This is a genomic window from Enterobacter sp. IF2SW-B1, assembly GCF_001743375.1.
Taxonomy (GTDB): domain Bacteria; phylum Pseudomonadota; class Gammaproteobacteria; order Enterobacterales; family Enterobacteriaceae; genus Enterobacter; species Enterobacter bugandensis.
Genome location: NZ_MJAA01000002.1, coordinates 415,586 through 427,687 on the forward strand (window position 1 = coordinate 415,586; position 12,102 = coordinate 427,687).

Annotated in this window: 13 protein-coding genes and 1 tRNA gene; 10 read left to right on the plus strand and 4 right to left on the minus strand. The window is 55.1% G+C overall.

Annotated elements, in window-relative coordinates; genetic code table 11:
- Nucleotides 1–33: 33 nt before the first annotated feature.
- Nucleotides 34–765, minus strand: a complete 732-nt coding sequence (locus tag A6013_RS06375; protein ID WP_069732739.1) for a MurR/RpiR family transcriptional regulator — start codon at nucleotides 763–765, stop codon at nucleotides 34–36.
- A gap of 265 nt (nucleotides 766–1,030) precedes the next feature.
- Here A6013_RS06375 and A6013_RS06380 point away from each other — a divergent pair, with 265 nt between their 5' ends.
- Nucleotides 1,031–1,690 carry a hemolysin III family protein gene (locus A6013_RS06380; RefSeq protein WP_023331242.1) on the plus strand — a complete coding sequence of 220 codons (660 nt, stop codon included), beginning with the start codon at nucleotides 1,031–1,033 and terminating at the stop codon, nucleotides 1,688–1,690.
- 87 nt (nucleotides 1,691–1,777) lie between these two features.
- On the opposite strand, the gene ygfZ is transcribed toward A6013_RS06380, so the two are convergent.
- Nucleotides 1,778–2,758 carry a tRNA-modifying protein YgfZ gene (gene ygfZ / locus A6013_RS06385; protein ID WP_069732740.1) on the minus strand — a complete coding sequence of 327 codons (981 nt, stop codon included), beginning with the start codon at nucleotides 2,756–2,758 and terminating at the stop codon, nucleotides 1,778–1,780.
- Between the two features lie 294 nt (nucleotides 2,759–3,052).
- Here ygfZ and sdhE point away from each other — a divergent pair, with 294 nt between their 5' ends.
- Together sdhE and A6013_RS06395 are read left to right on the plus strand one after the other, a co-directional pair.
- The gene (gene sdhE / locus A6013_RS06390) at nucleotides 3,053–3,319 is read left to right on the plus strand and encodes an FAD assembly factor SdhE (protein ID WP_010435322.1); all 267 of its coding nucleotides are present in this window, start codon (nucleotides 3,053–3,055) and stop codon (nucleotides 3,317–3,319) included.
- Nucleotides 3,300–3,710 (plus strand): protein YgfX, encoded by a 411-nt coding sequence (locus A6013_RS06395; RefSeq protein WP_028014322.1) that lies wholly within the window; start codon nucleotides 3,300–3,302, stop codon nucleotides 3,708–3,710. Before sdhE ends, A6013_RS06395 begins: the two co-directional genes overlap by 20 nt.
- Nucleotides 3,711–3,716: 6 nt before the next feature.
- Here A6013_RS06395 and fldB read toward each other — a convergent pair whose 3' ends face one another.
- Nucleotides 3,717–4,238 carry a flavodoxin FldB gene (gene fldB / locus A6013_RS06400; RefSeq protein ID WP_041908355.1) on the minus strand — a complete coding sequence of 174 codons (522 nt, stop codon included), beginning with the start codon at nucleotides 4,236–4,238 and terminating at the stop codon, nucleotides 3,717–3,719.
- A gap of 101 nt (nucleotides 4,239–4,339) precedes the next feature.
- Between fldB and xerD the strand changes: the two genes are divergently transcribed.
- The 5 genes from xerD (at nucleotide 4,340) to lysS (ending at nucleotide 10,433) form a co-directional block, all read left to right on the plus strand.
- The gene (xerD, locus tag A6013_RS06405; protein ID WP_028014320.1) at nucleotides 4,340–5,236 is read left to right on the plus strand and encodes a site-specific tyrosine recombinase XerD; all 897 of its coding nucleotides are present in this window, start codon (nucleotides 4,340–4,342) and stop codon (nucleotides 5,234–5,236) included.
- A 28-nt stretch (nucleotides 5,237–5,264) separates the two neighbouring features.
- Complete coding sequence (dsbC, locus tag A6013_RS06410) at nucleotides 5,265–5,978, plus strand: bifunctional protein-disulfide isomerase/oxidoreductase DsbC (RefSeq protein ID WP_049136419.1); 714 nt, start codon at nucleotides 5,265–5,267, stop codon at nucleotides 5,976–5,978.
- Between the two features lie 5 nt (nucleotides 5,979–5,983).
- On the plus strand, nucleotides 5,984–7,717 hold the full coding sequence (gene recJ / locus A6013_RS06415; protein ID WP_069732741.1) for a single-stranded-DNA-specific exonuclease RecJ: 1,734 nt from the start codon (nucleotides 5,984–5,986) through the stop codon (nucleotides 7,715–7,717).
- 90 nt (nucleotides 7,718–7,807) lie between these two features.
- Nucleotides 7,808–8,906, plus strand: a protein-coding gene (gene prfB, locus A6013_RS06425) for a peptide chain release factor 2 (RefSeq protein ID WP_100170824.1) whose coding sequence is annotated in 2 segments (ribosomal slippage) — nucleotides 7,808–7,882 and nucleotides 7,884–8,906 — 1,098 coding nt in all. Because the reading frame shifts where the segments join, the coding sequence is not laid out codon by codon here.
- A gap of 9 nt (nucleotides 8,907–8,915) precedes the next feature.
- The gene (lysS, locus tag A6013_RS06430) at nucleotides 8,916–10,433 is read left to right on the plus strand and encodes a lysine--tRNA ligase (RefSeq protein ID WP_014885130.1); all 1,518 of its coding nucleotides are present in this window, start codon (nucleotides 8,916–8,918) and stop codon (nucleotides 10,431–10,433) included.
- 38 nt (nucleotides 10,434–10,471) lie between these two features.
- On the opposite strand, the gene idi is transcribed toward lysS, so the two are convergent.
- Nucleotides 10,472–11,014, minus strand: a complete 543-nt coding sequence (idi, locus tag A6013_RS06435; RefSeq protein ID WP_041908358.1) for an isopentenyl-diphosphate Delta-isomerase — start codon at nucleotides 11,012–11,014, stop codon at nucleotides 10,472–10,474.
- Nucleotides 11,015–11,177: 163 nt separating this feature from the next.
- On the opposite strand from idi, the gene actS reads away from it, so the two are divergent.
- Both actS and A6013_RS06445 read left to right on the plus strand, forming a co-directional pair.
- Nucleotides 11,178–11,921, plus strand: a complete 744-nt coding sequence (actS, locus tag A6013_RS06440) for an amidase activator ActS (RefSeq protein ID WP_069732742.1) — start codon at nucleotides 11,178–11,180, stop codon at nucleotides 11,919–11,921.
- Nucleotides 11,922–12,001: 80 nt separating this feature from the next.
- Nucleotides 12,002–12,075, plus strand: a tRNA-Gly gene (locus A6013_RS06445).
- Nucleotides 12,076–12,102: the final 27 nt, after the last annotated feature.

The following is a 12,102-nucleotide window of genomic DNA, read 5'->3' on the forward strand; positions in this document are numbered from 1 at the left end:
TTGTGATTTGTCACATCGAAAAAACAGGGTGTTTTATTCCGTCAGTTTTTTCGCCAGCTTGCGTCCGAGAGATTCCAGAATATAAATGACGGGAATTTGCGTGGTGATATCGTAGACGCCGCCAATTCGCGTCTGGGGAACGTGCCAGGAGAGATTAAAGTCCGCCAGTTTTGCCAGACGCGAGTGCTCATGGCTGGTGATAGAGAGCACCTTGCAGTGATGCAGGCTGAACTGGCTGGCGAAGCGCAGGATCTCCTCGGTTTCGCCCGAGACGGAGAGCACAATCGCCAGCGCATTTTTCGCCATATCATTGGTAACCGGGAAATAAGGGTCATCAATATGATTACTGAATTTACCAATATTTGAAAAGAAGCGTGCGCCATATTTGGCCAAAGAGCCTGATGTGCCCGCCCCGACAAATATAATTCGCTCGGAAGACAAAATGATATTTACCGCGTCATTTAATAGCGCGTCGAACTCTTCATTATTCACGCTTTTAAAGAAGCTGATAATTTCGCTGGCACCGAAATTCGCCTGCTGGGGCTCGTTCTGCTCAAGATAGAGCTTAAAGCGCACGCGAAATTCAGAATACCCTTCGCAGTTGAGCTTGCGGCAAAAGCGCAGGATAGTGGTGGTTGAGACGCTGGCCGCATCCGCCAGCTCGCGGATGGTCATGTACATCACTTTGTCCCGGTTTTTGATGACATAGTTGTAGACCATCATTTCCAGGTTATTGAGACTGGCAATGGCGGAGTGGGTGAACATACTCACAGTGGCAAAACTCTCATTCAGACCTCATTTATCCATCATATCATGCAGCCAGACGGCAGGAGCCAATTTTATGCCATTGATTAGTAAAGCTTAAATTTTTATGTGAACAAATGTCAGGTGAATTGTTCGCTTATGTTTTTGATTTTTATTATAAAAATTTACTTTAAAATTATTTTAGCTAACAGGTGTTCACTGGAATCATTCTCAGTTAGCATAGTCATGCGATGAATAATCATCTTTAGTTTTCCCGGAGTTTAGTATGGCGAGCAGACCATTAATCGCACAGGGATATTCGCTGGCTGAGGAAGTAGCCAACAGCATCAGCCACGGCATTGGCCTGGTGTTTGGGATTGTCGGTTTAGTGTTATTGCTGGTACAGGCGGTGGATACCAATGCCAGCGCGATGGCCATTACCAGCTATAGCCTGTATGGCGGAAGTATGATCCTGCTGTTCCTGGCCTCGACGCTCTATCACGCGATTCCGCATCAGCGGGCCAAAATATGGCTTAAGAAATTTGACCACTGCGCTATCTATCTGCTGATTGCGGGTACCTATACGCCTTTCTTGCTGGTGGGGCTAAACTCACCGCTGTCGCGCGGCCTGATGATTGTTATCTGGAGCCTGGCGCTGCTGGGGATCCTGTTTAAGCTGACCATTGCGCACCGGTTTAAAGTGTTGTCGCTGGTCACCTATCTGACGATGGGCTGGCTGTCGCTGATTGTGGTGTATCAGCTGGCGATTAAGCTGGCGGTCGGCGGGGTAACGCTGCTGGCGGTGGGCGGTGTGGTCTACTCGCTGGGCGTTATTTTCTACGTCTGCAAGCGCATCCCATACAACCATGCCATCTGGCACGGCTTTGTGCTGGGCGGCAGCGTGTGCCACTTTTTGGCGATTTATTTGTACGTGGGGCAGGTTTAGTTTGTTGTTGGATGGCGGCTTCGCCTTACCCGACCTGGATTTGCACCCGTAGGCCCGGTAAGCGCAGCGCCACCGGGCGATACAGCATCACTCTTCCAGTGAATACGGTAGCGGCTCAATACTCAACGTATTCGCGTCGTCGCGCACGCGGAACACGCTGTCCGCTTCCATGTCGTTGTTCATTACAGCCTGTACCAAAAGACGGCCATCGTCCAACTGGACTGCGGCTAATACGGTACCGGTGCGGCGCCAGTTGTCGCCCATCTTCAGTTCTAAATCTTCACCTGCTTCCGGTACGCGGCTGGCATGGCCTGCCAGTGTCCACAACGCGCGTTTGTTTGCCCCACGGAATTTTGCACGCGCGACCATTTCCTGACCGGTGTAGCAGCCTTTTTTAAAGCTGATGCCCCCCAGCGCCTGCAGGTTAGTTGCCTGAGGAATAAACTGCGCGCTGTTGGCTGCGTCAATTACCGGCAGACCCGCTTCGATGTTCAGCGCCAGCCACTGCTGGCTGTTGTTGAGCTGCGCTTCGCCGCTCAGCGCCTCGGTCACGCGTTCGGCTGTTGCGGCATCCGTGACTAACAGGAAGCGCTCTGCCGGGTGTTCAAACCACAGGATGGAAGTTGCGCCCTCGCTGACCACCTGTTTTTCTGCATCCGGCAGTTCAGCAAACAGGTTTTTCAGCGCCGCACGCGCCTGGAAGCCCGCCACGCCCAGCAGAACATGTTCATCGTCCGGGGCGATGGTGACTTTGGAAAAGACCGCGTATTTTTTCAGTTCTTTGAGCTGCGCATCGCGCAGGCTGCGGCGCTCAATAAAGGCAAAACCGTCCTGACGGCGGAAGAGACGCAGGTTGCTCCACATTTTGCCCTTAGGATCGCAGTGCGCGGCCAGCAGATGCTGGTGTTCAGTCAACTGCGCAACATCCGCAGTCACCTGACCCTGCAAGTATTTTTCGGCGTCGGCGCCGGAGAGGGTTGCCAGCGCCCAGTCATCAAGAGAAATAAGCGTCAGCGGCAGACGCGCAGAGGCGGCGGGCTGGCGAGGAGAAAATGGTGTAAAGGCCATAACGGTATCCTGAATTGCTTAACGCTTTGATAATGCCTAATGGTAAAAGAGCCTGCAGGCATTGCAAGCGCTTTCAGCAGACCATTTGTGCCATAAACGGGTTATGCGTAACGCTACGCAAAATAGCGTAATCCGCTGTCTATGTAGGGATAATTCTGGAAGCCTGCTCGTCAAACGCAATATTCCAGTAATGAAACGGTCAAAAACACGTTACACTAGCTGGTGTCCCCGTAGAGAAATTAAGAACAGAAAACGGGGTACCGACTGTGCCAAACGTAATGCAGGAAACTGAACATGGATATTAACAACAAGGCCCGTATTCACTGGGCATGCCGTCGCGGAATGCGTGAACTTGATATTTCCATCATGCCTTTCTTCGAATATGAGTACGACAGCTTAAGCGATGATGATAAGCGTCTGTTTGTTCGCCTGCTTGAGTCTGACGATCCGGATTTATTCAACTGGCTGATGAACCACGGCAAACCCGCCGACACCGAGTTGCAACGGATGGTGCAATTAATTCAAACACGGAATCGGGAACGTGGTCCTGTGGCAATCTGATCTTCGCGTCTCGTGGCGCTCGCAGTGGATGTCTTTATTGCTCCACGGCCTGGTTGCGGCCATCGTTTTACTCATGCCGTGGCCGCTCAGCTATACGCCGCTGTGGCTGCTATTACTTTCGTTTGTTGTTTTTGACAGCGTACGCAGTCAGCGTCGCATTAACGCGCGTCAGGGCGAGATTAAGCTGCTGATGGATTCCCGCCTGCGCTGGCAGGGAAAAGAGTGGGATATTCTCGGTGTACCCTGGATGCTTAACGCCGGGATGATGTTACGGTTACGCAAAGTGGGGGGCGGACGTTGCCAGCACCTGTGGCTGGCGGCGGACAGTATGGACGCATCAGAATGGCGGGATCTGCGCCGGATGTTGCTGCAACAGCCGACGCAGGAGTAACGCGCGTCAGCTGAATTTTTCTGCCATTTCGCCGAGGATCTGCTCGCACCAGGCCTGCAGGCGCTCGTCGCTGAGATCGTACTGATTGGTTTCATCCAGCGCGAGCCCGACAAACAGCTCGCCATCGGCAATAATCGGCTTTTTACTGGTGAATTCATACCCTTCGGTTGGCCAGTAGCCGATAAACGCCGCCCCTTTTGGTGCCAGTTTATCGTGCAGCATGCCGAGTGCGTCCAGGAACCATTCGCCGTAGCCCAACTGGTCACCCATGCCGTACATCGCAATAATTTTACCGTCGAAATTGACTGAATCGAGCTGATCCCAGATGGCTTCCCAGTCTTCCTGTATCTCACCAAAATCCCAGGTTGGGATGCCCAGAATCAGCACATCGTACTGCTCCATCAAGGCGACCGAGTCATCTTTCAGGTTATGCAACGTCACCAGTTCCGGGCCAATGATGTCGCGAATTTTCTCCGCCGCCATTTCGGTGTAGCAGGTGCTGGAACCATAGAACAGACCAATATTCATCGCGTAACTATCTCAATTCTTGCTATGACTTTGCGCGTAGTGTACCAGAAATCGGTCGCAATCAGGCATAATGGCCTGACTGCAAAATCAAAGGGGCTGATGTGGAAAAGGATCTCGCACTCGTTGAACAGTTTCTCGACGCGCTGTGGCTGGAGAAAAATCTGGCCGAGAATACCCTCAGTGCCTACCGGCGCGATCTCACCATGCTGGTCGAGTGGCTGGCGCGTCGGGAGCTATCGCTTGCGAGCGCGCAAAGCGACGACCTGCAGGCGCTGCTCGCTGAACGCGTAGAAGGAGGGTACAAAGCCACCAGCTCTGCACGCTTGCTCAGCGCCATGCGTCGGCTTTTCCAGCATCTTTATCGGGAGAAGATTCGCGAAGACGATCCCAGCGCGCTGCTGGCGTCCCCGAAACTCCCGCAGCGGTTGCCGAAAGATCTCAGCGAAGCACAAGTTGAGAGATTATTACAGTCACCGGCTGTTGACCTGCCGCTGGAGTTACGCGATAAAGCCATGCTTGAGCTATTGTATGCTACCGGCTTGCGCGTTTCGGAACTGGTTGGCCTGACGATGAGCGACATCAGCCTGCGTCAGGGCGTGGTGCGCGTCATCGGTAAAGGAAACAAGGAAAGGCTGGTTCCGCTGGGAGAAGAGGCGGTTTACTGGCTGGAGACGTATCTTGAGCATGGCCGCCCCTGGCTGCTCAATGGCGCGTCTATCGATGTCCTGTTTCCGAGCCAGCGCGCGCAGCAGATGACGCGACAAACGTTCTGGCATCGCATCAAGCATTACGCCACACTGGCGGGTATCGACAGTGAAAAGCTTTCGCCGCACGTATTGCGTCACGCCTTCGCGACGCATCTGTTAAACCACGGCGCAGATTTACGCGTGGTGCAGATGCTTCTGGGACACAGCGATCTTTCAACGACGCAAATTTACACCCATGTCGCGACGGAACGCCTGCGGCAGCTACACCAACAGCACCACCCTCGTGCGTGAGTGCCGACAAATTGTAACAGGATCAATTATGAAAAAGTCTTTCGCGCTGTTCACCCTGCTGGCAGCCTCATTTACCGGCTTCGCCCATGCGGATGACGCCGCCATCAAACAGTCTCTGGCTAAGCTTGGCGTCACCAGCAGCGACATCCAGCCTGCGCCGGTTGCCGGTATGAAAACCGTACTGACCAACAGCGGCGTGCTGTACGTCACCGAAGATGGCAAACACTTTATTCAGGGACCGCTGTACGACGTGAGCGGCGCGCAGCCGGTGAACGTCACCAACCAGCTGCTGATGAAAAACCTGAACGCGCTCGAAAAAGAGATGATCGTCTATAAAGCGGCGCAGGAAAAACATGTGATTACCGTCTTCACCGACATCACCTGTGGCTACTGCCACAAGCTGCATGAACAGATGAAAGACTATAACGCGCTGGGCATTACCGTGCGTTACCTGGCCTTCCCGCGCGCAGGCGTACAGAGCAAGCCAGAGCAGGACATGAAAGCGATCTGGTGTGCCAAAGACCGCAACAAAGCGTTTGATGACGCGATGAACGGTAAAGACGTTAAGCCTGCCTCCTGCGACATCGACATTGCTAACCACTACGCGCTGGGCGTGCAGTTTGGCGTGAGCGGTACGCCAGCGATTGTCCTGAGTAACGGCTATGTTGTTCCGGGCTATCAGGGACCGAAAGAGATGAAAGAGTTTCTCGACGCGCACCAGAAACAGTTTGGTGGTAAATAATTCGCGTGAAAGCCCCCATCAAATTGCGCCGCCGCGAGGCGGTTGAACACGTTGATTTACCGGACGATCTCCCGCCGCTGCTAAAGCGCCTCTACGCCAGCCGCGGCGTGCGTCGCGCAGAGGATCTTGAGCGCAGCGTGAAAGGGATGCTGCCCTGGCAGCAGCTGAACGGTATCGAGAAAGCTACCGAAATGCTCTACAACGCGCTTCGTGAGGGAACGCGCATTGTGGTGGTAGGGGATTTCGACGCCGACGGCGCAACCAGCACCGCCCTGAGCGTACTCAGCCTGCGCGCGCTGGGCTGCGATAATGTCACCTATCTGGTGCCGAACCGCTTTGAAGACGGCTATGGCCTCAGCCCGGAGGTGGTCGATCAGGCCCATGCCCGCGGTGCGCAGATGATCATGACCGTCGACAACGGGATCTCCTCCCATGCGGGCGTCGATCATGCTCACGCTTTGGGGATCCCGGTGCTGGTCACCGATCATCACCTGCCCGGCGATACGCTCCCCGCAGCAGAAGCGATTATTAACCCCAACCTGCGCGACTGCGATTTCCCGTCGAAATCCCTCGCCGGCGTGGGCGTGGCGTTTTATCTGATGCTGGCGTTGCGTACTCTCTTACGCGATAAGGGCTGGTTCGAATCCCGCGGCATTGCCGTTCCAAACCTGGCCGAATACCTCGACCTGGTGGCGCTGGGCACCGTGGCGGACGTGGTACCTCTTGATGCCAATAACCGCATTTTGACCTGGCAGGGCTTAAGCCGTATTCGCGCGGGCAAGTGCCGTCCCGGAATTAAGGCGCTGCTGGAGATTGCCAACCGCGATCCGCTCAAGCTGGCGGCAAGCGACCTGGGCTTTGCCCTCGGGCCGCGTCTGAACGCTGCCGGAAGGCTGGACGATATGTCCGTCGGCGTGGCGCTGCTGCTGTGCGACAACATCGGTGAAGCGCGCGTGCTGGCCAACGAGCTGGACGCCCTGAACCAGACCCGTAAAGAGATTGAGCAGGGGATGCAGGCCGAAGCGCTGACCCTGTGCGAAAAACTTGAGCGCAGCGGCGATACGCTGCCGGGCGGGCTGGCAATGTACCACCCCGAGTGGCATCAGGGCGTGGTCGGCATTCTGGCGTCGCGCATTAAAGAGCGCTTCCACCGCCCGGTGATTGCGTTTGCGCCTGCGGGCGACGGCACGCTGAAAGGCTCTGGCCGTTCGATTCAGGGGCTGCACATGCGCGATGCGCTGGAGCGTCTGGATACGCTTTATCCCGGTCTGATGATTAAGTTTGGCGGTCACGCGATGGCGGCAGGCTTGTCGCTGGAAGAGGCAAAGTTCGACGAGTTCCAGCGCCTGTTTGGCGAGCTGGTCACCGAGTGGATTGACCCGGCGCTGCTGCAGGGCGAAGTGGTCTCTGACGGTGAGCTGACTGTCTCCGAAATGACGATGGAGGTCGCGCAGATGCTGCGCGATGCCGGTCCATGGGGGCAAATGTTCCCGGAACCGCTATTCGACGGGCGATTCCGCCTGCTGCAGCAGCGTATCGTCGGCGAACGTCACCTGAAAGTGATGGTTGAGCCGGTGGGCGGCGGACCGCTGCTGGACGGCATCGCCTTCAACGTTGACACCTCCATCTGGCCGGACAACGGCGTGCGCGAGGTCGAGCTGGCGTACAAACTGGATATCAACGAGTTTCGCGGTAACCGCACCCTTCAGATCATCATCGACAATATCTGGCCAATTTAGCGGCAGTAATCTCTATAAAAAAGGGCGTGGATTCGGTACAATCCCGCTCTTATCACCGCATTTTGACAAGTCCATAAAAGAAAACAGACCATGTTTGAAATTAATCCGGTAAAAAACCGTATTCAGGACCTCACGGAGCGCTCTGACGTTCTTAGGGGGTATCTTTGACTACGATGCCAAGAAAGAGCGTCTTGAAGAAGTAAACGCCGAGCTGGAACAGCCGGACGTCTGGAACGAACCTGAACGCGCACAGGCGCTGGGTAAAGAGCGTTCCTCTCTCGAAGCTATCGTAGATACGTTAGATCAAATGGCCCAGGGGCTGGAAGATGTTTCCGGTTTGCTGGAGCTGGCCGTCGAAGCCGACGACGAAGAAACCTTTAACGAAGCCGTGGCAGAACTCGACGGGCTGGAAGAGAAGCTGGCACAGCTGGAATTCCGTCGCATGTTCTCCGGCGAATACGACAGCGCTGACTGCTATCTCGATATTCAGGCAGGTTCTGGCGGTACCGAAGCGCAGGACTGGGCCAGCATGCTGACGCGTATGTATTTGCGTTGGGCGGAAGCGCGCGGCTTCAAAACCGAAATCATCGAAGAGTCTGAAGGTGAAGTGGCCGGTATTAAATCCGTCACTATCAAGATCATTGGCGACTACGCCTACGGCTGGCTGCGTACCGAAACCGGCGTTCACCGCCTGGTGCGTAAGAGCCCGTTCGACTCCGGTGGCCGTCGTCATACTTCCTTCAGCTCCGCGTTTGTTTACCCGGAAGTTGACGAAGATATCGATATCGAAATTAACCCGGCGGACCTGCGTATTGACGTTTACCGCGCGTCCGGCGCGGGTGGTCAGCACGTTAACCGTACGGAATCTGCGGTGCGTATTACCCACATTCCAACCGGGCTGGTAACACAGTGCCAGAACGACCGTTCCCAGCATAAGAACAAAGACCAGGCCATGAAGCAGATGAAAGCGAAGCTTTATGAGCTGGAGATGCAGAAGAAAAATGCTGAGAAACAGGCGATGGAAGACAACAAGTCCGACATCGGTTGGGGCAGCCAGATCCGTTCTTACGTCCTTGATGACTCCCGCATCAAAGACCTGCGTACCGGGGTTGAAACCCGCAACACGCAGGCGGTGCTGGACGGCAGCCTGGACCAATTTATCGAAGCAAGTTTGAAAGCAGGGTTATGAGGAACCAACATGTCTGAACAACAAGCACAGGGCGCTGACGCGGTAGTCGATCTTAACAACGAACTGAAAACCCGCCGCGAGAAACTGGCAGCGCTGCGCGAGCAGGGCGTGCCGTTCCCGAACGATTTTCGTCGTGACCACACCTCAGACCAACTGCACGCTGACTTCGACGGTAAAGAGAACGAAGAGCTGGAAGCGCTGAACATCGAAGTGGCCGTTGCAGGCCGTATGATGACCCGCCGTATCATGGGTAAAGCCTCCTTCGTGACCTTGCAGGACGTGGGTGGTCGTATTCAGCTGTACGTTTCCCGCGACGACCTGCCGGAAGGCATCTACAACGAGCAGTTCAAAAAGTGGGACCTGGGCGATATCCTGGGCGCGAAAGGTAAACTGTTTAAAACCAAAACCGGTGAACTGTCTATCCACTGCACCGAGCTGCGTCTGCTGACCAAAGCCCTCCGCCCGCTGCCGGACAAGTTCCACGGCCTGCAGGATCAGGAAGCGCGCTACCGTCAGCGTTACCTGGATCTCATCTCTAACGATGAATCCCGCAAGACCTTCAAAATTCGCTCCCAGATCATGGCCGGTATTCGCCAGTTCATGGTCAACCGCGACTTTATGGAAGTGGAAACCCCGATGATGCAGGTGATCCCTGGCGGCGCGTCTGCGCGTCCGTTCATCACCCATCACAATGCCCTGGACCTGGACATGTACCTGCGTATCGCGCCGGAACTGTACCTGAAGCGTCTGGTGGTCGGTGGTTTCGACCGCGTGTTTGAAATCAACCGTAACTTCCGTAACGAAGGTATCTCCGTTCGCCATAACCCAGAGTTCACCATGATGGAACTCTATATGGCGTACGCGGACTACAAAGATCTGATCGAGCTGACCGAATCCCTGTTCCGTACCCTGGCGCAGGACATTCTGGGCACCACGCAGGTTCCTTATGGTGAAGAAGTGTTCGACTTCGGCAAGCCGTTCGAAAAACTGACCATGCGCGAAGCGATCAAGAAATACCGTCCGGAAACCAACATGGCGGATCTGGATAACTTCGACTCTGCGAAGGCCATCGCTGAAAGCATCGGCATCAAGGTTGAGAAGAGCTGGGGTCTGGGCCGCATCGTGACCGAGATCTTCGAAGAAGTGGCGGAAGCGCACCTGATTCAGCCGACCTTCATTACCGAATACCCGGCGGAAGTCTCTCCGCTGGCGCGTCGTAATGACGAGAACCCGGAAATCACCGACCGTTTCGAATTCTTCATCGGCGGCCGTGAAATCGGCAACGGCTTTAGTGAGCTGAACGATGCGGAAGACCAGGCGCAGCGTTTCCAGGATCAGGTTGACGCGAAAGCAGCAGGCGATGACGAAGCGATGTTCTTCGACGAAGACTATGTGACCGCGCTGGAGCACGGCCTGCCGCCAACTGCAGGTCTGGGTATTGGTATCGACCGTATGGTGATGCTGTTCACCAACAGCCACACCATTCGTGACGTGATCCTGTTCCCGGCAATGCGCCCGGTGAAATAAGGCGTTACGTTGCTAAAAAAGCCCCGAAAGGGGCTTTTTTATTGCGCAGCGAACGCTCTCAGCGCGTCTCGCGCGACCGTTGCTTCCTGCACCATCCACGGGCTAAAGCTCCATGGGGCGGCGTCCAGTGCGCGGAATAACGACTCCAGCGTCACCCATTCAAATGCCATCACTTCATCATGGTTAATTCGCAGTTCGCTGGTGACGCGGGCAGCGAAGACGGGGCAAATCTCGTTTTCCACGATCCCGGAAGGATCCGTTTCGCGGTAGCGGAATTCTGAGGCGACAGGCGTAATCGCGGTAATTTCTGCGCCAATCTCATCGCGGCAGCGACGGATAATTGCCTCTTCCGTCCGTTCACCAGATTGAGGGTGACCGCAGACGGAGTTCGTCCAGACGCCCGGCCAGGCTTTTTTACTTAGTGCGCGTCGGGTTACCAGACACTCGCCTTCGGCGTTAAACAGCCAGGATGAGAACGCCAGATGCAGCGGGGTTTGGGCAGTATGCGCGGCGTATTTTTCCTGAGTGCCAATTACCATTCCCTGGTCATTAACCAAAATAACGTGTTCTTGAATACTCATTCATGCTCCAGTGCCAACGATGCGGATGGTTCTGCACCATCAACAGGGAGCATTATACGGCAATCTTATACGAACGGTTTGTTTCCAGGAGCGGAAAAGGGCTGACCCATATCTCTCCGGGCTGGTATCATAGTGCGCCATTCACGCTGACCGAGGATCTGTTTTGTTTGCAGGAAGCCTGACGAGAAACCCCATCATCGCCATCTTTTGCCTGACGCTGACGCTATTCCTGGCTGGCTGTTCAGGAAGCAAATCGTCGGATATGGGTAGCTATTCCGGTGCGGTCTATACCGTTAAGCGCGGGGATACGCTGTACCGGATTTCGCGCGCAACGGGGACCAGCGTGAAGGATCTGGCGCGCCTGAATAACATCTCTCCGCCGTACACCATCGAAGTCGGGCAAAAGCTCAAGGTGAACGGCAGTTCGTCCTCGGGCAAAAAATCCTCATCGAAAGGCAAAACCGCCAAAGTGACGCCGTCCTATCAGGTACCGCAATCGTCATGGCCGCCGGTTGGACAGCGCTGCTGGATTTGGCCTGCCAGCGGTAAAGTGGTCGCCCCTTACTCACTCTCTGAAGGTGGCAACAAGGGTATTGATATCGCCGCTGCGCGCGGTACGCCGGTTTATGCCTCCGGGGCAGGGAAGGTGGTTTATGTGGGTAACCAGCTTCGCGGCTACGGTAACCTCATCATGATTAAGCATGGCGAAGATTACATCACCGCCTACGCGCATAACGACACGATGCTGGTCAACAACGGCCAGAACGTGAAGGCGGGGCAGAAGATAGCCACCATGGGCAGCACCGGTACCGATTCGGTGAAGCTGCACTTCCAGATCCGCTATAAGGCGACGGCCATCGATCCGCAGCGTTACCTTCCTGCGCCCGGCAGCAAACCGAAGTGCTAAGTGATTATTTAATCGCCGGTTAGTTGTGAAGAGGCTTGTATGAAGGTGCGTAAGGTCTATAATGCCTTACGCACCTCAAAGCGGGCGTAGTTCAATGGTAGAACGAGAGCTTCCCAAGCTCTATACGAGGGTTCGATTCCCTTCGCCCGCTCCAGATCTCCTGATAAAGCAATAAGTTATA

What these genes read in the sequence shown, in the direction of transcription:
- fldB (WP_041908355.1), bottom strand. Translation starts at nt 4,238, where the DNA reads ATGAATATTGGTCTGTTCTATGGTTCCAGCACCTGCTACACCGAAATG.
- A6013_RS06380 (WP_023331242.1), top strand. Translation starts at nt 1,031, where the DNA reads ATGGCGAGCAGACCATTAATCGCACAGGGATATTCGCTGGCTGAGGAA.
- idi (WP_041908358.1), bottom strand. Translation starts at nt 11,014, where the DNA reads ATGAGTATTCAAGAACACGTTATTTTGGTTAATGACCAGGGAATGGTA.
- dsbC (WP_049136419.1), top strand. Translation starts at nt 5,265, where the DNA reads ATGAAAAAGTCTTTCGCGCTGTTCACCCTGCTGGCAGCCTCATTTACC.
- sdhE (WP_010435322.1), top strand. Translation starts at nt 3,053, where the DNA reads ATGGATATTAACAACAAGGCCCGTATTCACTGGGCATGCCGTCGCGGA.
- A6013_RS06375 (WP_069732739.1), bottom strand. Translation starts at nt 765, where the DNA reads ATGTTCACCCACTCCGCCATTGCCAGTCTCAATAACCTGGAAATGATG.
- ygfZ (WP_069732740.1), bottom strand. Translation starts at nt 2,758, where the DNA reads ATGGCCTTTACACCATTTTCTCCTCGCCAGCCCGCCGCCTCTGCGCGT.
- lysS (WP_014885130.1), top strand. Translation starts at nt 8,916, where the DNA reads ATGTCTGAACAACAAGCACAGGGCGCTGACGCGGTAGTCGATCTTAAC.